Origin of the sequence: Bradyrhizobium manausense, from assembly GCF_018130615.1 — a bacterium.
Lineage (GTDB): Bacteria > Pseudomonadota > Alphaproteobacteria > Rhizobiales > Xanthobacteraceae > Bradyrhizobium > Bradyrhizobium manausense_A.
Map to the genome: position 1 here is coordinate 132,513 of NZ_JAFCKB010000015.1, position 23,251 is coordinate 155,763.

At 63.7% G+C, this 23,251-nt stretch carries 20 protein-coding genes; 14 read left to right on the forward strand and 6 right to left on the reverse strand.

All coding sequences use genetic code 11. From position 1 onward, the window contains the following. Positions 1-160: 160 nt before the first annotated feature. Positions 161-745: an STM3941 family protein gene (locus JQ587_RS25345; RefSeq protein ID WP_212427088.1), complete on the reverse strand. Its 585-nt coding sequence runs from the start codon at positions 743-745 to the stop codon at positions 161-163. 201 nt (positions 746-946) lie between these two features. Here JQ587_RS25345 and JQ587_RS25350 point away from each other — a divergent pair, with 201 nt between their 5' ends. The 6 genes from JQ587_RS25350 (at position 947) to JQ587_RS25375 (ending at position 3,653) form a co-directional block, all read left to right on the forward strand. After that, positions 947-1,567 (forward strand): hypothetical protein, encoded by a 621-nt coding sequence (locus JQ587_RS25350; protein ID WP_212427089.1) that lies wholly within the window; start codon positions 947-949, stop codon positions 1,565-1,567. Between the two features lie 42 nt (positions 1,568-1,609). After that, positions 1,610-2,059 (forward strand): DsrE family protein, encoded by a 450-nt coding sequence (locus JQ587_RS25355; RefSeq protein WP_212427090.1) that lies wholly within the window; start codon positions 1,610-1,612, stop codon positions 2,057-2,059. Between the two features lie 142 nt (positions 2,060-2,201). Then, positions 2,202-2,525: an ArsR/SmtB family transcription factor gene (locus JQ587_RS25360; RefSeq protein ID WP_212299055.1), complete on the forward strand. Its 324-nt coding sequence runs from the start codon at positions 2,202-2,204 to the stop codon at positions 2,523-2,525. Next, on the forward strand, positions 2,522-2,953 hold the full coding sequence (locus tag JQ587_RS25365) for an SRPBCC family protein (RefSeq protein WP_212299056.1): 432 nt from the start codon (positions 2,522-2,524) through the stop codon (positions 2,951-2,953). The genes JQ587_RS25360 and JQ587_RS25365 overlap by 4 nt, the downstream gene beginning before the upstream one ends. 44 nt (positions 2,954-2,997) lie before the next feature. Then, positions 2,998-3,222 carry a hypothetical protein gene (locus JQ587_RS25370; protein ID WP_212427091.1) on the forward strand — a complete coding sequence of 75 codons (225 nt, stop codon included), beginning with the start codon at positions 2,998-3,000 and terminating at the stop codon, positions 3,220-3,222. Further along, positions 3,219-3,653: a DUF1801 domain-containing protein gene (locus JQ587_RS25375; RefSeq protein WP_212427092.1), complete on the forward strand. Its 435-nt coding sequence runs from the start codon at positions 3,219-3,221 to the stop codon at positions 3,651-3,653. The genes JQ587_RS25370 and JQ587_RS25375 overlap by 4 nt, the downstream gene beginning before the upstream one ends. 250 nt (positions 3,654-3,903) lie before the next feature. Here the strand turns inward: JQ587_RS25375 and JQ587_RS25380 are convergent, their stop codons facing one another. Genes JQ587_RS25380 through JQ587_RS25390 form a run of 3 tightly spaced genes read right to left on the reverse strand, consistent with a single transcriptional unit; the run spans position 3,904 to position 8,679 of the window. After that, positions 3,904-5,442 carry a SpoVR family protein gene (locus JQ587_RS25380; RefSeq protein ID WP_212299059.1) on the reverse strand — a complete coding sequence of 513 codons (1,539 nt, stop codon included), beginning with the start codon at positions 5,440-5,442 and terminating at the stop codon, positions 3,904-3,906. Next, the gene (locus JQ587_RS25385) at positions 5,439-6,716 is read right to left on the reverse strand and encodes a YeaH/YhbH family protein (protein WP_212427127.1); all 1,278 of its coding nucleotides are present in this window, start codon (positions 6,714-6,716) and stop codon (positions 5,439-5,441) included. The genes JQ587_RS25380 and JQ587_RS25385 overlap by 4 nt, the downstream gene beginning before the upstream one ends. A gap of 19 nt (positions 6,717-6,735) precedes the next feature. Continuing rightward, positions 6,736-8,679 (reverse strand): PrkA family serine protein kinase, encoded by a 1,944-nt coding sequence (locus JQ587_RS25390; protein WP_128950138.1) that lies wholly within the window; start codon positions 8,677-8,679, stop codon positions 6,736-6,738. Between the two features lie 591 nt (positions 8,680-9,270). On the opposite strand from JQ587_RS25390, the gene JQ587_RS25395 reads away from it, so the two are divergent. From JQ587_RS25395 to JQ587_RS25425, 7 genes are read left to right on the forward strand one after another with little or no spacing between them, the layout of a single operon-like run. Continuing rightward, positions 9,271-9,591: a hypothetical protein gene (locus JQ587_RS25395; protein WP_212427093.1), complete on the forward strand. Its 321-nt coding sequence runs from the start codon at positions 9,271-9,273 to the stop codon at positions 9,589-9,591. Positions 9,592-9,649: 58 nt separating this feature from the next. Then, positions 9,650-12,499: a bifunctional transaldolase/phosoglucose isomerase gene (locus tag JQ587_RS25400; RefSeq protein WP_212427094.1), complete on the forward strand. Its 2,850-nt coding sequence runs from the start codon at positions 9,650-9,652 to the stop codon at positions 12,497-12,499. A 13-nt stretch (positions 12,500-12,512) separates the two neighbouring features. Beyond that, positions 12,513-13,511 carry a phosphogluconate dehydrogenase (NAD(+)-dependent, decarboxylating) gene (gene gnd, locus JQ587_RS25405; protein WP_212299062.1) on the forward strand — a complete coding sequence of 333 codons (999 nt, stop codon included), beginning with the start codon at positions 12,513-12,515 and terminating at the stop codon, positions 13,509-13,511. Positions 13,512-13,540: 29 nt separating this feature from the next. Further along, positions 13,541-15,052, forward strand: coding sequence for a glucose-6-phosphate dehydrogenase (gene zwf / locus JQ587_RS25410; protein WP_212299063.1), 1,512 nt, complete (start codon positions 13,541-13,543; stop codon positions 15,050-15,052). Continuing rightward, positions 15,052-15,801 carry a 6-phosphogluconolactonase gene (gene pgl, locus JQ587_RS25415; protein WP_212427095.1) on the forward strand — a complete coding sequence of 250 codons (750 nt, stop codon included), beginning with the start codon at positions 15,052-15,054 and terminating at the stop codon, positions 15,799-15,801. Before zwf ends, pgl begins: the two co-directional genes overlap by 1 nt. Then, positions 15,788-16,327, forward strand: a complete 540-nt coding sequence (locus tag JQ587_RS25420) for a gluconokinase (protein WP_212299065.1) — start codon at positions 15,788-15,790, stop codon at positions 16,325-16,327. The genes pgl and JQ587_RS25420 overlap by 14 nt, the downstream gene beginning before the upstream one ends. A 43-nt stretch (positions 16,328-16,370) precedes the next feature. Next, entirely contained in the window at positions 16,371-17,183 is an 813-nt protein-coding gene (locus tag JQ587_RS25425; protein ID WP_212427096.1) for an HAD family hydrolase, read from the forward strand. 94 nt (positions 17,184-17,277) lie between these two features. Here JQ587_RS25425 and JQ587_RS25430 read toward each other — a convergent pair whose 3' ends face one another. Both JQ587_RS25430 and malQ read right to left on the reverse strand, forming a co-directional pair. Beyond that, positions 17,278-19,080, reverse strand: coding sequence for a glycoside hydrolase family 15 protein (locus JQ587_RS25430; RefSeq protein WP_212427097.1), 1,803 nt, complete (start codon positions 19,078-19,080; stop codon positions 17,278-17,280). A 48-nt stretch (positions 19,081-19,128) separates the two neighbouring features. Beyond that, positions 19,129-21,090, reverse strand: a complete 1,962-nt coding sequence (malQ, locus tag JQ587_RS25435; RefSeq protein WP_212427098.1) for a 4-alpha-glucanotransferase — start codon at positions 21,088-21,090, stop codon at positions 19,129-19,131. A gap of 205 nt (positions 21,091-21,295) precedes the next feature. On the opposite strand from malQ, the gene JQ587_RS25440 reads away from it, so the two are divergent. After that, on the forward strand, positions 21,296-23,242 hold the full coding sequence (locus tag JQ587_RS25440) for a maltotransferase domain-containing protein (RefSeq protein WP_212427099.1): 1,947 nt from the start codon (positions 21,296-21,298) through the stop codon (positions 23,240-23,242). The last annotated feature ends 9 nt before the right edge of the window (positions 23,243-23,251 follow it).

A 23,251-nucleotide genomic window follows, 5' to 3' on the forward strand; every position in this document is an offset into this window, starting at 1 on the left:
CCCAGCCTACGACTTCGAGAAACAATCGCGTGTGAACGCTATCACATTGACGAACTGGGACAACGTGGAAGGAATCGCCGACAGCGGGTTCCGGAGCGCAGGGGCCAATGAGTTGCCTGAACCTTCCTGGCCCAACCTGCGACTAAGGCAAGCCTGATCTTTAGCTGACCGGCTCCGCCGCGGGTTCGGGCACCGGCTTGGCGTCCACTTCATGGGCCGGCCGTCCGGCCCCCCAATATTGCCTGCAGGTCTCGAGCAATGTTTCGGTGTCCATGGTCAATCCGCCTGCATTGACGATGACGCTGTCCGTGCCAAGCGCCTTGTTCAACAGCGCCAAGGCCTGCGTCGCAAATCCCCCGGAGAACCGCTGGGCGATAAGGGGATCGACTTTGAGCACCACGAATTTCTGCCCGCGCTGCTCCCATGGAAAGATCTTCCGCACCGCGCTCCAGGCGATGGTTTCGTCGGCGAGCCTGGTGTCGCGAATGCCGACACGGGTGATGAAGACCAGCGGCCGCCTGGCGGTGACCAGCCGCCAGAGCATCCGCCAGGTGGCGAGGCCGAAGAATACCGCGCCGACATAGCAGACGGCGACCTGGAACGTGGTGACACCCCTGCCTTCCTGCCAGCTGAATGCAAGCCCGGCGCAGAGCAGCGTCAGCAGCAGGCTGCCGCCGAACAACATCAGGAGCCGGGCCCGGGAATAGCCGATCGCAAGATTGGGCAAGTTCTGACTTTCGGACATTTTCGATCGCCTTCAGCCATTGCAGCAGCCTGGGGGCTACCCTGCCCTCCAAGGGGGTAAGCCTGGAACCTTGCGCGAGGCTGCCCGCGGAACCGCGAGGCCTTCGCACTTGAACGCGCCGCGTGCGGCTTGCGACTAACCGCCAGTTGCCCTCACCGTCCCCGATGCGGACCGTCAATCGCTGATGTCTCCGGTGTGATCATGAAGCTTGCCCTCATTCTTCCGCTTGCCCTTGCGGCCTTCATCGGCGTCGCCCGGGCCGAAGAGGCCGACGACATCCGCGAGGCGAACAAGACGGAGACCGAGGCCTTCAATGCGCGCATGTATGCGGGGGCGCCCGGCAAGACGGCCTATGCCTGCTTCGTCCGCCGCTACGATGCCGATCACCTGGCGCGGCATCCGAAGCAGAAGGTCGCCGCGATGAAGCTGCTGGTCTCGGCGGAGACCGACCCGGAGGACAAGCAACTTCACAACTCCTTCCGCCTCGGCTTCAGATACCGCCACCGCAGCGACGATTTCGACTCCAGCGGCTCCTGCCACCACGTGGTCTTCACCAAGGATGGCGGCGAGGTGCGGCTCGGCTGCGGCGTCGACTGCGAGGGCGGCGGCATCGGCGTCGCGCTCTCGAAGGACGACAAATCGGCCATCGTGCGGCTCGCGAGCGTCAGGGTCTGGCTGCACAACAAGCCGGATGACGAGGCCGAGCGATCGCTGGTCGCCGGCAGCGATGACGGCATTTTCCGGCTCGACCGAGCCGACAGCAGCGAGTGCGCCGCGCTCGTGACCGACCGCAAGGAACTCGCAGCGCTGCGCCACAAATGATATGTCTCCGGCGAATTCAGGCTTAGCCGAGGAGAAATCGCCATGAACCGCCGGAACATCTTGTGGAGCGCCGCCTCCGCCCTCGGCGCCGCGTTCGGTGCCTCCCGTGCGAAAGCCGCGACCGAGGCTCCGCCGTCGAGCAAGCTGAAGGTCGTCTATCACCTCAGCGACGCCGACAAGGTCAATTTCGTGCTCGGCAACATCCAGAACCATATCGACGGCGTCGGCGGCCCCGACCATGTTACCATCGCGCTGGTGATCCACGGACCGGCGCTGAAGGCATTTCACTGGGCACAGGCCAATCCTGACGTCAGCAAGCGGATCGGCGATTTCTCCAAGGACGGCGTCGAACTCGCCGCCTGCGGCAACACGATGAAGGCGCAAAACATCACGCTGACGGATCTGCTGCCCGGGTTCGTGAGTGCGGAGAACGGCGGCGTGGTTCGTTTGGCCGAGTTGCAGTCGCAGGGGTATCTGTATTTGCGGCCGTAAGGCGCGGCGCGAATTCGTGCGCTCTCTCCCCCGCTTGCGGGAGGTAAGGCGGAGCCACCTCCAAACTCACTCGATCGCACTTGACTTATCCATAACCATGCGGTTATGAATTAATCCATAACCCATTAGTTATGGATTCTGAATGTCCGCCGCCCCTGATCTCCTGTTCCGGACGCTCGCCGACCCGACACGGCGGGCGATCTTCGAGCGGCTGTGCCGCGAGGGCGAGCAGACGGTGGGGGCACTGACGGCGCGGTCGGGCGTTTCCCAGCCGGCGGTCTCAAAACATCTCGGCGCGCTGAAGCAGGCGGGCCTCGTGCGCGACCGCCACGAGGGACGCCAGACCCATTACAGCGCGCAGCCCGCTGCGCTCAATCCGCTGATCGACTGGACCAGCCAGATGGCAGGCTTCTGGCAGAACCGGCTCGATGCGCTCGACGATTTGCTGAAGAGGATGGACCAATGACTGAAGCTGCGACCGAAACACGCTCCGTGGTGATCGAGCGCGAGTTTGCCTATCCACCCGAGCGGCTGTGGCGCGCGCTGACGCAGCCGCATCTGATCGAAGAATGGCTGATGAAGAACGACTTCAAGCCGACGGTCGGCCACCGCTTCAATCTGCGCGGCGAATGGGGTGGCGTACTGGATTGCGAGGTGCTCGCCATCGAGCCGCAGCGCACCCTCGCCTACACCTGGAATTTCACGCATGACGACGCGGCCTACGATCTCAAAAGCGTGGTGACGTTCACGCTCACCCCGCAAGGATCAGGCACGCATCTGCGCGTCGAACAGGCGGGCTTCCGCCCGAGCCAGAAGCAGGCCTATGGCGGCGCGCACGCCGGCTGGAAGCAGTTCTTCACCAAGCTGGACGAGCTGCTGGCGCGGTCGGAATAGCCCGGCCACCGGCGTCCAATCCCGATATTTTACAGGAGACCTGAATGAGCCCGAACATGCGGATTCGACAGATCCATCGCTGGCTGTCGATTGCTTTCACGCTCGCCGTCATCGCCAACATCGTTGCACTGACCATGCAGATTCAAGCGACGTGGATTGGACTGATGGCCTTCGTACCATTGATCCCGTTGCTCGCGACCGGGCTCTACCTGTTCGCGCTGCCTTATGTCGGCCGTCGCAACAACGACGTGAACGAGGTGAACGCATGAAGAAGGCCGTGACTGCCAAGAAGAGCAGAGCGAAGGACGCGGATGGGCCTTCGCCGTCCAACATGATCGACGGCAGGATCAAGGAGCTCGGCGACTGGCGCGGCGAGACGCTGAATCGGATCCGCGCGCTGATCAAGGAGGCCGATCCGCAGGTCGTCGAGGAATGGAAGTGGCGCGGCGTTCCCGTGTGGGAGCACGACGGCATCATCTGCACCGGCGAGACTTACCAGGCCGTGGTGAAGCTGACCTTTGCCAAGGGCGCGGCGCTGGACGATCCGGCCGGCCTGTTCAATTCCAGCCTCGATGGCAACGTGCGGCGTGCCATCGATATCCCCGAGGGCGTGAAGATCAACGAGAAGGCGCTGAAAGCGCTGATCCGCGCGGCCGTGGAGCTGAATGCGTCGAAGGCGAAGAAGAAGCGACCGGCGTAGCGCATCATGGACTCACCTTGATCGCCTTTGGCGGCCGCGGGTTCTGAAACCTCTCCCGCTTGCGGGAGAGGTCGGCGCGCCCCGGGCAATGCGAAGCATCGTCCCGCACGCGCCGGGTGAGGGTTCTTTCCTCTGGGGGAGTCCCACTGCGGAGACACCCTCTCCCCAGCCCTCCCCGCAAGCGAGGGAGGGAGCGCACCTTCATCGGAGCGCTCCTCGAGTCTCATCCATCAGTTATAGCCAGCCGCCCTCAGGCCACCGCTGCCGGGATCGGACGCGGGCTGACGACATATTCGCGCAGCACCTTGTCGTTGGCGTCGACCTCGATCAGCGCGACGTCGTAGGTCCAGAGATCGGCGAGATGCTGCAGCACACGCTTGGCATCGGTCTCGTTGAGCTGCGAGCCCTTGATGACGCGGTGGTGCAGGATCAACCGGCGGTCGCCGGAGAGATCGACGTCGACCACCTCGATATTGGCGTCGATGAAGCCGACATCGTGCTGCCGCGCCAGCTCGCGCCGTACGCGGCGGAAGCCGCGCTCGTCGTGGATGGCATCGACCCGAATGCCGGCGCGCTCCTCGGGATCGTCGTGGAGGTGGAACATGCGGAAGTGCCGCATCAATTTGGGACTCAGGAACTGGCCGATGAAGCTTTCGTCGCGGTAATTGGCCCAGACGTCGCGCAGCACGCCCATGACGTCGCCCTTGCCGGCGATATCAGGGAACCACTCGCGGTCCTCGTCCTCGGGATTGGTGACGATGCGCTCGATGTCCTGCATCACGGCGAAGCCGAGCGCATAGGGATTGAAGCCGGAGAAGCGCGGATCATCGAATTCGGGCTGGAACACCACATTGGTGTGCGATCCCAGGAATTCGAGGAAATTGCCGTCGGTGATGCGGCCCTGCTGATGCAGCTTGGTCATGATGCGATAGTGGACGTAGGTCGCCGTCCCCTCGTTCATCACCTTGGTCTGGCTCTGCGGATAGAAATATTGCGCGATGTGGCGGACGATGCGCAGCAGCTCGCGCTGCCAGGGCGCCAGCCGCGGCGCACTCTTCTCCAGGAAGTAGAGCAGATTTTCCTGCGGCAGGCCGAGCAGCTTGCGGCGCCGCTCAAGAGAGATCGCGGACCGGGTCTTCGATGCGCCCTTGGGCACGGTGCGCCAGAGATCGTTGAAGACTTCCTCTTCGTGCTGGCGGCGGCGCCCTGCCCGCTTCTCCTCCTCGCGCAGATCAAGCTTCTTCTTGCCGGGATAGCGGTCGATGCCGTGCGACATCAGCGCATGCGCGGCGTCGAGCGTGCGCTCGACCTCGGTGCGGCCGTAGCGCTCCTCGCACTGCATGACGTAGTTCTTGGCGAAATCCAGATAGTCCAGGATGCCCTCGGCATCGGTCCACTGCTTGAACAGATAATTGTTCTTGAAGAAGTGGTTGTGGCCGAAGGCGGCGTGCGCGATCACCAGCGTCTGCATCGTCGCCGTGTTCTCCTCCATCAGATAGGAGATGCAGGGCGAGGAGTTGATCACGATCTCATAGGCGAGGCCCATCAGGCCCTTGCGGTACGACGCCTCGTGATATGCGAAATGCTTGCCGAACGACCAGTGCTTGTAGAACAGCGGCATGCCGACGGACGAATAAGCGTCCAGCATCTGCTCGGCGGTAATCACCTCGATCTGGTTCGGGTAGACGTCGAGCCCGAGATTCTTCAACGCCACCTCCTCGCAGGCATCGGTGATGCGCTGCAAGGTGTGGAAATCCCAATCGGCGCCTTCGAACAAGCGTTCCGTCATGGAGCGGCTTTCTCCTGGGCAGTTTCGCGGCGCTGGAACAGATCGTGGAACACCGGAAAGATCTCGCTGCGCTCGCTGACCTTGCGCATCGAGAGCGGTGCGCCGCCGTTGCGGAGGCGCTCGTAGAGGGTCCAGAGCGAAGAATCGGAGAGATCGAAGGCGCTGCCGCCGGATTCACCGACCTCGAGATAGGCGAAGAACTGGCAGACCGGCAGGATCTTCTCGGTCAGCAGCAGGCCGGTGAGCTCGCCGTCGGAATAGGAATTGTCGCCATCGGAAGCTTGTGCGGCGTAGATGTTCCAGTCCGACGGATTGAAGCGCTCGCGCGCGATCTCGTGCATCGCCTGCAGCGCGCTGGAGACCAGCGTGCCGCCGGAGGCGGGGCCGTAGAAGAAGGTCTGCTCGTCGACCTCCTCGGCGCGGTCGGTATGGCGGATGAAGACGATCTCGACGTGCTTGTAGCGCCGCTTCAGGAACACGTAGAGCAGCATGTAGAAGCGCTTCGCCAGATCCTTCATGTGCTCGGACATCGAGCCGGAGACGTCCATCAGGCAGAACATCACCGCTTGCGCCACCGGCCGCGGCACTTTTTCGTAACGGCGGTAACGGATGTCGAGCGGATCGATGAAGGGGATGCGCTTGGTCTTCGCCTTCAGCTTCTCGAGCCGGGCTATGAGCTCCGCGCGCTCGTCCTCGTCGGTGCAGGCGGCAATCTCGGCTTCCAGCTCTTCGACTTCTTCCTTGCGGGGACGCTTGAGCGCGATGCGGCGGGCAAGCGCCAGCTTCACGGTTCGGCTGACGGAGATGTTGGCAGGCGAGCCCGACGTGGTGTAGCCGGCGCGCTGAATACCTTCGCTCTCGGTCTGCGCGATCTTGCGCTTGGCGAGATCCGGCAGTTCGAGATCGTCCAGGAAGAGGTCGACGAATTCGTCGCGGCTGAGCACGAAGCGGAAGGCGTCCTCGCTGTCGCCTTCGCCGGGACCGGAATCCTTGGCGCTGCCCTGGCCGGAGCGCTGCAGATAGTCGCCTTCGATGAACTTTTTGTTGCCGGGCAGCACCATGTCGCGCGTTCCGCCTTCACGGCGGAACCGCGGCTCGTGCATCCCGTCCAGCGGGATCGTGACCTCACCACCCTCCAGGACATCCTTGATGTCGCGTTCCTGCGAGGTCTTCTTGACGGCGCCCTGCACCAGGGATTTGGCCCGACGCAAGAACCGCTGGCGGTTCTCAAGACTCTTGCCGCCTGGATTCAGGCGCCTGTCAATAATGTGAATGGCCACTTTCTCATCCGCCTCAACCGGCTTGCTTCACGCGCATGTACCATTCGACCAGCCGGCGAACCTGACGCTCGGTGTAGCCGCGCTCCACCATGCGTGCCACGAACTCGCCGTGCTTCTTTTCCGTCTCGCCGTCCTTCTTCGAACCGAACGAGATGACCGGAAGCAGGTCCTCGACCTGAGAGAATATCCGCTTTTCGATCACATCGCGAATCTTCTCGTAGGAGGTCCAGGTCGGATTCTTGCCGCCGTTCTGGGCCCGTGAGCGTAACGAGAATTTGACCACCTCGTTGCGGAAATCCTTGGGGTTGGCAATGCCCGCCGGCTTCTCGATTTTCGTCAGCTCCTGGTTCAAAAGTTCGCGATCGAGCAGCTGGCCGGTGTCGGGATCCTTGAAGTCCTGATCCTCGATCCAGGCATCGGCGTAGTCGACGTAACGGTCGAACAGGTTCTGGCCGTAATCCGAGTAGGATTCCAGATAAGCTTTCTGGATCTCGTTGCCGATGAACTCGGCGTAACGCGGCGCAAGGTCGGCCTTGATGAATTCGAGATAGCGCTTCTCGACTTCCTCGGGCAACTGCTCGCGGCGGATCGACTGCTCCAGCGCGTACATCAGATGCACCGCGTCTGCGGCCACCTCCTGCGGATCGTGGTTGAAGGTCGCAGCCAGGATCTTGAAGGCGAAGCGGGTGGAGACGCCGTCCATGCCTTCGTCGACGCCGGCGGCATCACGATATTCCTGGACGCTGCGCGCCTTCGGATCGGATTCCTTCAGGCTCTCGCCGTCATAGACCCGCATCTTGCCGAACAGCGTCGAGTTCTCGTGCTTGCGCAGCCGCGACATCACCGAGAACCGCGCCAGCGTCTCCAAGGTCGAGGGCGCGCAAGGCGCGGCCGCGAGCTCGGAGCCCTGGATCAGCTTCTCGTAGATCTTCTGCTCTTCAGTGACCCGCAGGCAGTACGGCACCTTGATGACGCAGATGCGGTCGATGAAGGCTTCGTTGTTCTTGTTCGATTTGAAGCTCGCCCATTCCGCTTCGTTGGAGTGCGCGAGAATGACGCCGGTGAACGGGATCGCGCCGATATTCTCGGTGCCGATATAGTTGCCTTCCTGCGTTGCGGTCAGCAACGGGTGCAGCATCTTGATCGGCGCCTTGAACATTTCGACGAACTCGAGCACGCCCTGGTTGGCGCGGTTGAGGCCGCCGGAATAGCTGTAGGCGTCGGGATCGTTCTGCGCGTAGGTCTCGAGCTTGCGGATATCGACCTTGCCGACCAGCGAGGAGATGTCCTGGTTGTTCTCGTCACCCGGCTCGGTCTTGGCGATCGCGATCTGGCGCAGCCGCGACGGCTGGATCTTGGCGACGCGGAATTGCGAGATATCGCCGCCGAAAGCTTCCAGCCGCTTGTAACACCAGGGGCTCATCAAGCCGGTGAGACGCCGGCGCGGAATGCCGTATTTCTCTTCCAGCATCGGCCCCAGCTGATCGGGATCAAACAGGCTGAGCGGGCTCTCGAACACCGGCGAAAGTTCGTCGCCGGCCTTGAGCACGTAGATCGGATGCACCTCCATCAGCGACTTCAGCCGCTCGGCGAGCGAGGATTTGCCGCCGCCAACCGGTCCGAGCAGATAGAGGATCTGCTTGCGCTCTTCGAGGCCCTGCGCCGCATGGCGGAAGAAGCCGACGATGCGCTCGATGGTTTCTTCCATGCCGTAGAAGCCGGCAAAGGCCGGATAGGTACGGATCGTGCGGTTCAAAAAAATACGGCCAAGGCGTGGGTCCTTGGCCGTGTCAATCGTCTGGGGTTCGCCGATCGCCGCTAGTAATCGTTCGGCCGCATTCGCGTATTTCATGGGATCGCTTCGACACGATTCCAGATATTCTGCCATCGACATGTCGTGCTGGCTTCTCGCCTCAAACGACCGAGCGAAAGCGTTGAATAGAGAATCGTTGTACATGATCCCTCTCCGCGTGAGTTCCGCTACAAGCTGAAACGAAAGCAGTTACTAGACCGTTCCTCAGGCCGCTTCTCGAATCAGCGTGAGCACTTGACGATCATTGGACACCCGGGTGCCGACACGACGCAACGCACAAGGTAGGCACTCCGTGAATTACGAACAGGCACTTGCCTGTAATTTGTGCGAATCTCTATCTATCTTGGCTCATTTCTAGAAATTGTCACTGGCTCGCCACATCCGGGCAATACCGGGGACGAGTCTCCGGCACTGCAACATGACAATCTGCGAGCGGCAAACTTATGACGCTCGCGAGGCGATTGCTCGCGTGTCACGTTCATCTTCTGCTGCAATGCAGTGCCAACGATTCCTCGAGCCTGCATGCAGCATGGCTGTCGCGGCAAGCGCACAGCGCTGTGTCAAAATCGGTCGCCAAACCCTCCGAAAGGATAACGTCGTTCTGCGCGGCAGCTCGGATGCAGAAGAGCGACCGCAGTTGACTTGAAAGGAAGGCTTGCGCTCGTCGTCGCGAAGCGCGCCGCGGCCTGGAGCCGCATGACGGATTGAGCGATGTCGAGATCATGGGATGCGACGATGCAGACGACCGGCACCAGCGATGGCCGGCGGTCGGCGATGGCAACGCCATCAGGACGTGCGCGCATGCTCTCCCCCAGCATGGTCATTCGCGACCGGGCCAATGACGATCAGACGGGTCCGACTCCGCTGACGACGCTCCGCGACGCGACAGATGACCTCACGCAACAAGACCTCGGCCGAACCGTCCCGGCCAGATTTTTATTACGCAAAACCGCGACTGCCGCCTGGATCGCCATGATCGCGGCGGAGTTACCCTGGGGGGATGACGCCAACACCCTTGATTGGTTCCCTCCCGGGAGCATGTGGGTTAAAGGATAGCGCGTCAGGACCGGCGCGGAAACCCCCTCCGCCCGAAGGCTTGGAGATAAAAAGCATCATGAATCCCGTCAAAGAACTGGAAAAGCACGGACAAGCCGTCTGGCTGGACTTCCTCGCCCGCGGCTTCATCGCCAAGGGCGACCTGAAGCGGCTGATCGACACCGATGGTGTCAAGGGCGTTACCTCCAACCCCTCGATTTTCGAGAAGGCGATCGGGAGCTCGGACGAGTATGACGCTCCGATCGGCAAGGCGCTGAAGCGCGGCGACCGGACCGTGGCCGATTTGTTCGAGGCGGTTGCCGTCGAGGATATCCAGGCCGCCGCCGACGTCCTGCGCCCGGTCTATGACCGCCTCAAGGGCGGCGACGGTTATGTCAGCCTGGAAGTCTCGCCCTATCTGGCGATGGACACATCAGGCACGGTCGCCGAAGCGCGCCGGCTCTGGAAGGACGTTGGCCGCAAGAACCTGATGGTGAAGGTGCCGGCGACGCCGGAGGGCCTGCCCGCGATCGAAACGCTGATCGGCGACGGCATCAGCATCAACATCACGCTGCTGTTCTCGAAAGCGGTCTATCTGCAGGTCGCCGAGGCCTATATCGCCGGTCTCGAAAAATACGTCGCCGGTGGCGGCGATCCCTCGCATGTCGCCAGTGTGGCGAGCTTCTTCGTCAGCCGCATAGACAGCGTGGTCGACAAGCAGCTCGACGAGAAGATCGCCCGGGCCAACGATCCATCCGAGAAGGAGCGGCTCGCCGCGCTGAAGGGCAAGGTCGCGATCGCCAACGCCAAGGTCGCCTATCAGGACTACAAGCGGCTGTTCTCGGGCCCGCGCTGGGAGAAGCTCGCCGCCAAGGGCGCCAAGCCGCAGCGCATGCTGTGGGCCTCGACCGGCACCAAGAACAAGGACTACAGCGACGTCCTTTATGTGGAGGAGCTGATCGGCCCTGACACCATCAACACCGTACCGCCGGCAACGCTGGATGCCTTCCGCGACCACGGCAAGCCGCGCGACAGCCTGGAAGAGAATGTCGATGACGCCCGCCGCGTGCTGGAAGAGCTGGAGCGCTCCGGCGTCTCGCTCGATGCCATCACCGAGGAGCTCGTCAAGGACGGTGTGAAGCTGTTCGCGGACGCCGCCGACAAGCTCTACGGCGCCGTCGCCCACAAGCGGGCCACCGTGCTCGGGACGGCAATCGATCGCCAGCAGCTCTCGCTCGGCGACGGGCTCGGCAAGGCCGTAGCCAAGAGCACCGAGGAATGGCGCGCATCGGCCAAGATCCGCAGGCTCTGGCAGCGCGACAAATCGGTCTGGACCGGGACGGACGAGGACAAATGGCTCGGCTGGCTCGACAGCGCCGCCAAGGCCGACGTTGCCGACTATGAGGACTATGCCAACCGGGTGAAGGGCCAGAAGTTCTCCGACGCCGTCGTGCTCGGCATGGGCGGATCGAGCCTTGGGCCGGAGGTGCTGGCTGAGACCTTTGCCCGGAAGCCCGGCTTCCCGAAGCTGCATGTGCTGGATTCCACCGATCCGGCCGAGGTGCGGGCGATGGAGGCCAAGATCGACATCGCCAACACCGTGTTCATCGTCTCCAGCAAATCCGGCGGCACCACCGAGCCGAACGCGATGAAGGACTATTTTCACAAGCGCGTCGCGCAGGCCCTCGGCCCGAAGGCCAAGACCGGCTTCCGCTTCATCGCGGTGACCGATCCCGGCTCCTCGCTGGAGAAGGCGGCGAAGAAGCTGAACTACGCCCGCATCTTCCATGGCGAGCCGTCGATCGGCGGACGCTATTCCGTGCTGTCGCCGTTCGGCCTGGTGCCGGCGGCAACCGCCGGCATCGACGTCAAGACCTTCATCAAGCATACGCTGTCGATGGCCCGCTCCTGCGGACCGGACGTGCCGCCGGCCGAGAACCCCGGCGTTCAGCTCGGCCTTGCCATGGGGCTTGCCGGCCTTGAGGGCCGCGACAAGGTGACGATCCTGTCGTCGAAGAAGATCGCCGATTTCGGCGCCTGGGCCGAGCAGCTCATCGCGGAATCGACCGGCAAGGAAGGCAAGGGCCTGATCCCGATCGCAGGCGAACCGCTTGGCGAGTCCTCGCTCTATGGCAACGACCGCTTCTTCATCGACATCCGTACCGAAGGCGAGACGGACGCCGCGCACGACTCGGCACTCGCCGGGATCGAGGCGGCCGGCCATCCCGTGGTACGCATCGTCATGAAGTCGATCGACCATCTGGGGCAGGAGTTCTTCCGCTTCGAGATGGCGACGGCCGTGGCGGGCGCGGTCCTCGGCATCAACCCGTTCGACCAGCCCGACGTCGAAGCAGCCAAGATCAAGACCCGCGAGCTCACCGCGTCGTTCGAGAAGACCGGCTCGCTGCCGGCCGAAGAACCCGTGGTCAGCACCGATCAAGCCGATCTCTACACCGACGCGGCCAACGCCACGGCGCTTCGCGCCGCGGGCGCCAACGGCGACCTCACGTCCTGGCTGAAGGCGCATCTGTCGCGCTCGGGCCACGGCGACTATGTCGCGCTGCTCGGCTACATCGCCCGCGACAAGGCGACGATCGACGCGCTTCAAGCGATGCGCCTCGAAGTGCGCGAGAAGCGGCATGTCGCAACCTGCGCCGAGTTCGGACCGCGCTTCCTGCACTCCACGGGCCAGGCCTACAAGGGCGGGCCCGACAGCGGCGTGTTCCTCCAGATCACCGCCGACGACGCCAAGGATCTCGCGGTGCCCGGCCAGAAGGCGAGCTTCGGCGTGATCAAGGCGGCGCAGGCACGCGGCGACTTCGACGTGCTCACCGAGCGCGGCCGACGCGCGCTTCGGGTGCATCTCAAGGGCGGGCTCAAGAAGGGTCTCGCGGCGCTCAATGCCGCCCTCAACGACGCGCTGAATTAAGGGAATCTCTCACATGCAACTCGGCATGATCGGCCTCGGCCGGATGGGCGGCAACATCGTTCGCCGCCTGATGCGCCAGGGACATTCGACCGTGGTCTATGACAAGGACGCCAAGGCCGTCGCCGGTCTCGCTGCAGACGGCGCAGTCGGCTCGGCCACGCTGGAAGAGTTCATCTCGAAACTCGAGCGGCCGCGCACGGCCTGGGTGATGCTGCCTGCCGGCCGCATCACCGAGCAGACCATCGACACGATCGCGGGCGTGATGCAGGAGGGCGACGTCATCATCGACGGCGGCAACACCTTCTGGCAGGACGACGTCCGCCGCGGCAAGGCGCTGAAGGCGCGCGGCATCCACTATGTCGACGTCGGCACGTCCGGCGGCGTCTGGGGCCTCGACCGCGGCTATTGCATGATGATCGGCGGCGAGAAGCCGGTGGTCGATCGGCTCGACCCGATCTTCGCCGCGCTGGCGCCCGGTGCCGGCGACATTCCGCGCACCGAGGGACGCGAAGGACGCGATCCCCGCATCGAGCAGGGCTACATCCATGCCGGCCCCGTCGGCGCCGGCCATTTTGTCAAGATGATCCACAACGGCATCGAGTACGGCCTGATGCAGGCCTATGCCGAAGGGTTCGACATCCTCAAGAATGCCAATATCGATGCCTTGCCGGCTGATCATCGCTACGATTTCGACCTTGCCGACATCGCCGAGGTGTGGCGGCGCGGCAGCGTGATCCCGTCCTGGCTGCTCGACCTCACCTCGACCGCGCTCGCCGACAGCCCGCAGCTTGCGGAATACTCCGGCTTCGTGGAGGATTCCGGTGAGGGTCGCTGGACCGTGAATGCGGCGATCGACGAGGCCGTGCCGGCGGAAGTCTTGACCGCGGCCCTCTACACACGTTTCCGTTCCCGTCGGGAACACACCTTCGCCGAAAAAATTCTCTCCGCGATGCGCGCGGGTTTCGGCGGCCACAAGGAGCCGAAGCAGCCCGGCGCTTCGAAGCCAAAATAAGACCTGCAGCAAGCGAAGGCCAATCTTTCGTGACAAAAGACCCGCAAGCCAAGCGCAAGCCGGAAAATTGCGCCTTCGTGATCTTCGGCGTTACCGGCGACCTCACGCACCGCCTGGTGATGCCGTCGCTCTACAATCTCGCCGCCGAGAATCTGTTGCCGGAAAAATTCTGCGTCGTCGGCGTGGCCCGCAAGGGCCAGTCCGATGACGAGCTGCGCAACGGCCTGATGGACGGCTTGCGCAAGTTCGCGACGCGCCCGGTGGACGACGTCGTCGCCAAGCAGCTCCTGCAGTGCGTCACCTTTGTCGAGGCCGACCCGAAGGATCCGCCCTCCTTCGACCGCCTGCGCACGCATCTCGACGGCCTGGAATGCTCGCAAGGCACCGGCGGCAATCGGCTGTTCTATCTGGCGACCCCTCCGGCCGCGTTCGCGCCGACCGCACGCGAGCTCGGCCGCACCGGCATGATGAAGGAGAACGGCGCCTGGCGGCGGCTGGTGATCGAAAAGCCGTTCGGCACCGACCTCGCATCGGCCAAGGCATTGAATGCCGAGCTGCTAAAGATCATGGACGAGCACCAGATCTACCGGATCGATCATTATCTCGGCAAGGAGACGGTGCAGAACATCCTGGTGCTGCGCTTTGCCAACGGCATGTTCGAGCCGATCTGGAATCGCAACCATATCGACCACATCCAGATCACGGTCGAGGAGAAGCTCGGCGTCGGCCATCGCGGCGGTTTCTACGACGCCACCGGCGCGCTGCGCGACATGGTGCCGAATCATCTATTCCAGCTGATGTCGCTGGTCGCGATGGAGCCGCCGGCGCGTTTCGATGCGCACTCCGTGCGCTCCGAGAAGGCTGATGTGCTGACGTCGATCCAGCAGCCGAGCCGGGAAGAAGCGCTGAAGAACTCCGTTCGCGCGCAATATCTCGCCGGACGCATCGGCGACGACGAGATCACGGACTATCGCAAGACCGAGGACGTCAAGCCCGGGAGCACCACCGAGACCTTCGTCGCGCTGAAGCTGATGATCGACAATTGGCGGTGGGCCGGCGTGCCGTTCTACCTGCGGACCGGCAAGGCGCTGGGCCACAAGCGCACGGAAGTCGCAATCAAGTTCAAGCAGGCGCCGCTATCGATGTTTTCAGGCACCACCGTCGATCGTCTCTCGCAAAACTTCCTCACCATCGGCATTGCGCCGACCGAGACGATCGAGCTTCAGTTCAACGCCAAGATTCCGGGACCGAGCATCACGATCGACGGCGTCGAGATGAAATTCAAGTACGGCGACTATTTCCGGGCCGATCCCTCCACCGGCTACGAGACGCTGATCTACGACTGCATGATCGGTGACAACATCCTGTTCCAGCGCGCCGACGGCATCGAAGCCGGATGGCAGGCGGTGCAGCCGTTCCTCGACGCCTGGAAGACCGCGGGCACCAACGGCATCGAGACCTATGAAGCCGGCAGCGATGGCCCGGCCTGCGCCGACGAGCTGCTGCGGCGCGACGGCCGCAGCTGGCGGAAGTTTTCGTGATGGCCGCGGCCGAAGAGCCGAAGCTGATCGTCGTCGCCGACGCTGAGGCGCTGGCGCAGGCCGCAGCCCAGCGCGTGATGGCGCGGATTGCCGCCAATCCCGGACGCATCGCGATCTGCCTCACCGGCGGCTCCAGCCCGAAGAAGCTCTATGAGCTGCTGGGCAGCGCCCCCTGGCGCGGCAAGCTCCCTTGGGATCGCGTGCACTGGTTCATCGGCGACGAGCGTTTTGTCCCCGACAGCGATCCCCTCAACAACATGACGGTGGCGCGGGCGACCTTTCTCGACCGCGACGCGCCCGCCGGCCACATTCACCCGATTCCGACCGCGGTCGAAAATCCCGAGGCCGGCGCCGAAACCTACGCGCGCGAGCTGCAGGCCTTCTACGGCTCTGAAAGCCTCGATCCGGCCCGGCCTCTGTTCGATCTCGTCCTGATGGGCGCGGGCCCGGACGGCCACACCGCCTCGCTCTTTCCCGGCTACCCCGCCGTGGAGGAGACTGCGCGCTGGGTCGTGGGCGTCCCCAAGGCCAATGTCGCGCCCTTCGTGCCGCGGGTCTCGCTGACGCTCCCTGCGCTGGCCTCCTGCCGCGAAATGCTGTTCGAGATCGCTGGGCATGACAAGCGGCCGATCTTGACGCGCCTCCTCAATGGCGAGAATCTGCCGGCGTTGCGCGCGCGCTCGGAGGGGGAGACCGTCTGGCTGGTCGACAGGGCCGCGCTTCCGGAGGGAATTCGTGGCGGGCGTTAAAGCACCTTGTGCGTTGATCGTGATGGGCGTGTCGGGTTCAGGCAAGAGCACGGTTGCAGGGGCGCTTGGCGAGCGGCTTGGCTGGCGGTTCGAGGACGGCGACAGCTTTCACCCCGCAAGCAATGTCGAGAAGATGCGGGCCGGCCATCCGCTCACCGACGAGGACCGCTGGCCCTGGCTCAACGCCATCGCCGACGAGATTTCGCGGGTCTGCGACAAGGGCGAGCATGTCATCATCGCCTGCTCGGCGCTCAAGCACACCTATCGTGACGTGCTGCTGCGCGGCCGCGACGACGTGCGCTTCGTGTTCCTCAAAGGCACGCAGGAGCTGATCGCCGACCGGCTTGCGCACCGCAAGGGCCATTTCATGCCGCCCGGGCTGCTGACCAGCCAGTTCAACACGCTGGAGCCGCCGGAGGCGAGCGAACATGTCATCACGGCCTCGATCGACGAATCGGTCGAGGCGATCGTCGACGGCATCGTGCGGCAGCTGAAAATCGACGGCGGCAAGAGCAAAGCCGTGTAATCCCAAGATTCTGTCATAGAGATTCTGCCATCGAGGTTCTGCCATGACGAAAATCTCACTCGTGGTCTCCGACGTCGACGGCACGCTGCTGACCAAGGACAAGACGCTGACGGACCGCGCGCGGAGTGCGGTGCAGCGGCTGCACCAGGCCGGGATCGGCTTCACCATCACCTCCAGCCGCCCCGCGATCGGCATGCGATTCCTGATCGCGCCGCTGGCGCTTTGGCTGCCGGTCGGCCCGTTCAACGGTTCCTCGATCGTCGATCCCGAGATGAATCCGGTCGAGCAGCATCTGATCCCGAAAGGCGCCGCCGAGCGGTCAGTTCAGATCCTCCGCGAGTTCGGCGCCGACATTTGGCTATTCACCTACGACAAATGGCTGATCGACAACGCAAGCGGTAAATACGTCGCTCACGAGCAGCACACGATCCGCTCCGATCCCACCATCGTGACGGACTTTACGCCTTACCTCGCGAGCGCCTGCAAGATCGTCGGCGCCAGCGCCGATGCGGCAGGCCTGGAGCGTTGCGAAAAGGCGATGCAGGAGGCGCTCGGCAGCGAGGCCACCGCGGTCCGCTCGCAGACCTACTATCTCGACATCACCCCGCCCGGCTTCAACAAGGGTACCTTCGTGCAGGCCATGGCCAAGCGCCTCGGCATTTCCACCGACGCGGTCGCCACGATCGGCGACATGCAGAACGATCTCGCGATGTTCCGCGTCAGCGGCACCTCGATCGCCATGGGCAATGCTACCGACCACGTCAAGGACCAGGCCACCCACGTCACCGCGACCAACGAGCAGGACGGTTTTGCGGAGGCAATGGAGATGATTTTGAAGCGGAACGGGGTTGGTTGAGGCTTGACGACCTCAACTATCGCCTGCCGCTTGGTTTCCACCTCTCCCCAGCGGGGAGAGGTAAAGAACCTGCCGTGTCGGTCAACCACGCTCACTACTTCGACCGCTGCATTGCCGGCTTCTCGCTGCTCTGCCTTGCCGCCGAGAGGTTGTGGGCGGTGTTGATCAGTGCGATGTGGGTCAGCGCCTGTGGGAAGTTGCCGGTCTGGCGCCGCGCGACGGAATCATATTCCTCGGCCAACAGCCCGACATCGTTCGCGACACCGACCACGCGATCGAACAAGATTTGCGCCTTGTCGAGATCACCGGACAGGACATAGGCATCTGCGAGCCACAGGCTGCACGCCAGGAATGCTCCTTCCAGTGGCGGCTGGTCCGCGGGCAGCTCGCGCGGATCATGCCGCAGCACGAAGCCGTCGCGCATCACGTGCTTTTCGACGGCGGCGATCGTACCGCGGACGCGCGGGTCGTCCGCCGGCAGGAAGCCGACTCCCGGCAATAACAGCACGCTGGCATCGAGCAGCTTCGATCCATAGGACTCGACGAAGGCGCCCTCCTCCGCGTCAAAGCCCCGGTTACAGACGTCGCGGTGAATGGCTTCACGCAGGGCACGCCAGTGCAATAGCGGCGCCTTGAAGCCGAACGTCTCGGCACTCTTGATGGCACGGTCGAAGGCGACCCAGGTCATCACCTTGGAGAAGACGTAGTGCCGGGGCTCGCCGCGGCGCTCCCAGATACCATGATCGGGCTGGTCCCAGACCTCGGCGAGATGCTGGAGCACGGCGCATTCCAGCGCCCAGGTCGCTTCATCGTCGAGCTTGAGCTTGGCCATGCGCGACTGGTGGAAAGCATCGATCAACTCGCCATAGACGTCGAGCTGGAGCTGCGCGTGCGCCGCGTTGCCGACCCGCACGGGCTTGGCGCCTTCGTAGCCGTCGAGCCAGCCCGCTTCCCATTCCAGCAGCCGCCGCTGGCCCCAGATGCCGTACATGATCTGCATGTTGGATGGCGAGCCGGCCGCGGCGCGCAGCAGCCAATTGTGCCAGGCCAGGGCTTCCTCGGTATAGCCCGAGTTCATCAGCGCCAGCAGCGTGAAGGTGGCGTCGCGCAGCCAGCAGAAGCGGTAGTCCCAATTCCGGCTGCCGCCGAGCTTTTCCGGCAGCGAAGTCGTCGGTGCGGCGACGATACCGCCCGTGGGGCCGAAGGTCAGCGCCTTCAGCGTGATCAACGAGCGCACGATGAGATCGTGATAAGGGCCATCGCGGGTGCAGTGGCGGCACCAGCCGCTCCAGAATTTCTCGGTCTCCCGAAGGGCCATCTCGGGGTCGATCGGCTCGGGCGGATCAAGATGCGAGGGACCGTAGGTCAGCACGAACGGTATGGTCTCGCCGGCCTCGACCTCGAACTCGGCGACCGTGGTCAGATCCTCGCCGCGGGTCTCGACCGGCGTGCGCAGCACCGTCATGTCCTGACCGGCGACCGCCAGCAGCGAATGATCGATCCGCCGCACCCAAGGAATGTCGACGCCAAAGCCGAAGCGGATCACGAGCTCCATCCGCAGCTTCACGGCGCCCGTGAGGCCGCGCACCAGCCGCACGATATCGGAGGCCTTGCCGCGTGGCGGCATGAAATCGACCAGCGCAACGGTGCCGCTCCTGGTCTCGAAGCGTGTTTCGAGAATGAGGGTATTGCCGAGATAGCGGCGCGAAATCGTCGTCACTTCGTCGCTTGGCGTGATCAGCCAGCGGCCGTTCTTGTGGGTGCCAAGGATCGCGGCGAAGCAGGCGTCGGAATCAAAGGCCGGCCAGCACAGCCAGTCGATCGAGCCGTTGCGTCCGACCAGCGCCGCGGTCTCGCAGTCGCCGATCAGCGCATAGTCCTCGATCTTCTGTGACAATGTCTTGCGAGCCTTGGAAAACCCGAGCCTTGGAAAACCCTCGGCCCATCAACTCCCGCCGTACAACGAACGTTCCCGAGTCGCGGCCTTCAAAGCCGCGAGATCGACCTTGGACGCGATCTTGTCGAGGGCAACAGGCAGGCGCTGGCGCCAGTTCGGATGCTCGTCGATCGTGCCGGGAATGTTGGGCTGATCGATCACGCCGAGCAGATCTTCCATCGACACCGCGAGCAGCCGCGACGGCGTGCGCGACAGGAAATTGAGCACCGAATAGAGATCGTTGGCGCTGATGCCGTTCTGGCGCAGGATATCGTCGAGCCCGCCGAGCGCATTCCAGCGGGCCTGGTCGTCCTCGCCGGGATCGAGGCCGAGCGAGCGCTTCATCCTGAGATCGCTGAACGAGCGCCAGCCCGCATAGGTGCAGAGATCATGCGTGTTCAAGGTGACCAGCGCGTTCGGCCGGTAATGGTCGATGTTGCGGAAATGGCCGGCATCGTCGCGCTCGAACATCATGACGAGATAGGACCAGATGCCGAAATCCTGCATGGTCTCGCGAAAACCTTCCGGCACGGTGCCGAGGTCTTCGCCGATCACGATGCACTTGTGGGTAACGCTTTCGCGCACGACCGCGGCCAGCAGCGCCTCGAGCGGCATCTGCACATAGGCACCGTTGTCAGGCTTGAAGCCGCGTGGCACCAGATAGAGCCGCTTCAGTCCCAGCACGTGATCGAGCCGGATCGCGCCCGCATGCCGCATCGAGGCGGCCACCATGTCGGCGAACGGCACGAAGGATTGCGCCTCCAGGCCGCCCGCGTTGAAGCCGGCCAGCCCCCAATCCTGACCGACCGTGTTCAGCACATCAGGCGGTGCGCCGACCGCAAGGTGGCGGGAGATCGCAGTCTGCTCGTTCCAGGCATCGAAGCCGTTGGACTGCACGCCGACGGCGACGTCGAGATAGAGCCCGACGCGCATGCCGAGCTCGGCCGAGAGCTGCTTGGCCGCGCGCAATTGCGCGTCAGCGGTCCATTGCACGAATTCGACGAACTCGACCTCGTGCTTGTCGGGACCGTTGCGCAAACCGGCGCATTTGGCATCGTCCGGTTGCTGCCATTGCACCGGCCATTCCCACCAGGGCGCGGTAAAACGATGGCGCAGCACCTCGAAACAGGCAAAACGCGACAGCAGCGCGCCCCGGTCGGCACGGAAAGCATCGAACTGGTTACGACGGACACCGCTCGCAGTTTTCACGAAACTGTCAAAGGCGGCGCGCAGGCCCAGCCATTTTAGCGCCGCCATATCGGCATAGGGGACACGGTCACCTTCGCGCAGCCGCGCGGCCGTCGTAGCCGCGTCGGGGATCAGATCTGCGGAAAATTCCGGGATGGCCTCGACGTCGATGTAGAGCGGATTGAGAAACAGCCGGCTGTTCGGCGAATAGGGACTGCAATCGGCCGGATGATCGTCGAACAGGACATGCAACGGATTGAGGCCGACGCCATCGGCGCCCAATTGCTTGGCGAGCCTGACAAGGCCCGCCAGATCGGTGAAATCACCGATGCCCCAATTGCGGTCGGAGCGGACGCTGTAAAGCTGCACGGCGAGCAGCCAGCCGCGGTCGAAATCGCCGCCGAAGGCACGCTCGGGTGCCACGATCATCGGCACCTCTTCCGTCTCACCAGTGGCATCCGTCAACGTCAGCCGGTGATAACCAAGCGGCAACCCGGCGGGCCAGGCAATCACAGGCTCGCGGGTCTCGCCCTGCGCGATGGCATTGCGGCCGGCCTTGATTTTCCATTGCAGCGGCGCGGCACCAATGGCCGCGAGCTCGGTGCGCGGATTACCCAGCGCGCGCACCACGACCGGCCCGCTGACGAAGCGGTAGACCCGCTTCTCCGGCAGGGCGTCGAGGATGGATTTGAGCGCCTCGGGCGCGGTGACGCGCAGCTTTCCGAGGGCATCTGTGAATTCGGATTGAACGCCCTTGATCCGGGCTTGAGTTAAAAGGTCCATTCGGCACGCAGCTTGCAGGCCGTCAACCGGCCGGGGGGCATCGATTTTAACGTGGTCGCGGAAGAGGTTAGTCGCACTTAACTCACAAACCGCGGCTGCCGTTCCCAAGGGAACCAATGACACACAAGCGGCTTTCTATATAGGTATCAAGCGTAGGTTCCCGACAAGGGAAACGGGCCCCTGCTTTCTTGTCAATGGCATCACCGTGAACAAGACAATTCAAACTGTCGAGAGTGCCGCTGCCGGCAGCGCTTTCCTGATCGAAGACGTCTATCCCTTGATCGATGGCGGCCGCTTCGCCGTGAAGCGGATCGCGGGCGATCGGATCGAGGTGTGGGCCGACATCTATCGCGACGGCGACGCCACCATCCGCGCCGCGCTGGTCTGGCGCGGCGAGCAGGAGCGGGAATGGCGGCGCGAGAGCATGACCCGTCACGGCGACGACCGGTGGTCCGGCGCGTTCGTGCCGACCGAGCCCGGCCAATATGTCTATGCCATCGAAGCTTGGACCGACGAATTCGCAACCTGGCGCCACGGGGTCGAACGCAAGCAGCAGTCCGGCGGCGACGTCACGCTCGATGCCATCGAGGGCGCCGGCCTGCTGACCAAGGCGCATGGCGCGCGGCAGGACGCCGCGGCCGTCATTGTCAGGCAATGCGAGGACTATCTCGGCAGCGGCGACGTCGCGCCGCTGCTTGCGACCGAACTCGGCGAAGCCATGGCCGAGAGCCAGACGCGCCCCGACCTGACTCGCTCGCCGAACTTTCCGCTTGTTATCGACCGCGACAAGGCGCGCTTCGGTGCCTGGTATCAAATGATGCCGCGCAGCCAGGGCGCGGTTGCCGGCCAGCACGGCACGCTCCGCGACTGTATCGCCCGCGTGCCCGATATCGCGGCGATGGGTTTTGACGTCTTGTATTTCACGCCGATCCACCCGATCGGCCGCACCTGCCGCAAGGGCCGCAACAACTCGCCTGTCGCGACAGAAGGCGAGCCGGGCTCGCCTTACGCGATCGGCGCGGCCGAGGGCGGGCACGATGCGCTGCATCCCGAGCTCGGCACCATCGAGGATTTTCGCGCGCTGGTCGCGACCTGCCTGGAATATGGCCTCGAGCTCGCGCTGGACTTCGCCGTGCAATGCTCGCCGGATCATCCCTGGCTGACGCAGCATCCGGAATGGTTCAAATGGCGGCCGGACCGTTCGGTGCGGGCAGCGGATGATCCCTATTCGGACATCGTGATCCCCGATTTCGCCTCCGTCGACCGGATCGGGCTGTGGAACGCCTTCCGCGATGCCATGCTGTTCTGGATCGACCACGGCGTCACCATCTTCGCGATCGACAATCACGACACCGCGCCGCTGCCATTCTGGGAGTGGCTGATCCGCGACATCCGCTCGCGTCGTCCCGAGGTGATCCTGTTCTCCAAGACGTTTGCGCGGCCGAAGCTGATGAAGGGCCTCGCCAAGCTCGGCTTCGCGCAGTGCTTCAGCTATTTCCCCTGGCGCACCCAGAAGTGGGAGCTCGAGCAATATCTCGGCGAGCTCACGCGCTATCCCGAGCGGGACTTCTATCGTCCGAACCTGTTCGTCAACACGCCGGATCTGCTGCCCTATCATCTTCAGAGTGGCGAAGCCTGGTTGTTCAAATCGCGCATCGCGCTGGCCGCGACGCTGTCGGGCAATTACGGCCTTTACAGCGGTTTCGAGCTGCTCGAGCACGAGGCCGTCCCCGGCCACGAGGAATATCTGGATTCCGAGAAATATCAGATCAGGCAGCGCGACTGGGACAAGCCCGGCAACATCAAACCCTGGATCACAGCGCTCAACCGCATCCGCAACGGCAACGCGGCGCTGCAGCAGACCAGCAATTTGCGCTTCCTCAGCATCGAGGACGGCGAGACGATCGCTTTCGTGAAAGAAGCAGCCGAACCGGCCAACATTGTCGTTGTGGCCATCGCCCTCTCGCGCCATGTGCGCGAATTCTGGTTGCCGCTCGGCGACCTCACCATCGACGTCGGCGGCGAACGCCGCCACGTCACGACAATCGAAAATCTCATGACAGGCGAACAGTCCCGCATCGAATGGGGCGGGATCAGGTTGCGTATCGATCCCGACCGCGATCCGGCCCTGCTCTTCCGCTGCCTGGCGTAAGGATCGCGC

Coding starts and splice junctions, on each gene's coding strand:
- JQ587_RS25355 (WP_212427090.1), top strand. CDS start 1,610: ATGAACCGCCGGAACATCTTGTGGAGCGCCGCCTCCGCCCTCGGCGCC.
- JQ587_RS25400 (WP_212427094.1), top strand. CDS start 9,650: ATGAATCCCGTCAAAGAACTGGAAAAGCACGGACAAGCCGTCTGGCTG.
- JQ587_RS25395 (WP_212427093.1), top strand. CDS start 9,271: ATGCAGACGACCGGCACCAGCGATGGCCGGCGGTCGGCGATGGCAACG.
- pgl (WP_212427095.1), top strand. CDS start 15,052: ATGGCCGCGGCCGAAGAGCCGAAGCTGATCGTCGTCGCCGACGCTGAG.
- JQ587_RS25380 (WP_212299059.1), bottom strand. CDS start 5,442: ATGACGGAACGCTTGTTCGAAGGCGCCGATTGGGATTTCCACACCTTG.
- malQ (WP_212427098.1), bottom strand. CDS start 21,090: ATGGACCTTTTAACTCAAGCCCGGATCAAGGGCGTTCAATCCGAATTC.
- gnd (WP_212299062.1), top strand. CDS start 12,513: ATGCAACTCGGCATGATCGGCCTCGGCCGGATGGGCGGCAACATCGTT.
- JQ587_RS25350 (WP_212427089.1), top strand. CDS start 947: ATGAAGCTTGCCCTCATTCTTCCGCTTGCCCTTGCGGCCTTCATCGGC.
- JQ587_RS25370 (WP_212427091.1), top strand. CDS start 2,998: ATGAGCCCGAACATGCGGATTCGACAGATCCATCGCTGGCTGTCGATT.
- JQ587_RS25365 (WP_212299056.1), top strand. CDS start 2,522: ATGACTGAAGCTGCGACCGAAACACGCTCCGTGGTGATCGAGCGCGAG.
- JQ587_RS25345 (WP_212427088.1), bottom strand. CDS start 745: ATGTCCGAAAGTCAGAACTTGCCCAATCTTGCGATCGGCTATTCCCGG.
- JQ587_RS25390 (WP_128950138.1), bottom strand. CDS start 8,679: ATGTACAACGATTCTCTATTCAACGCTTTCGCTCGGTCGTTTGAGGCG.
- JQ587_RS25360 (WP_212299055.1), top strand. CDS start 2,202: ATGTCCGCCGCCCCTGATCTCCTGTTCCGGACGCTCGCCGACCCGACA.
- JQ587_RS25375 (WP_212427092.1), top strand. CDS start 3,219: ATGAAGAAGGCCGTGACTGCCAAGAAGAGCAGAGCGAAGGACGCGGAT.
- JQ587_RS25425 (WP_212427096.1), top strand. CDS start 16,371: ATGACGAAAATCTCACTCGTGGTCTCCGACGTCGACGGCACGCTGCTG.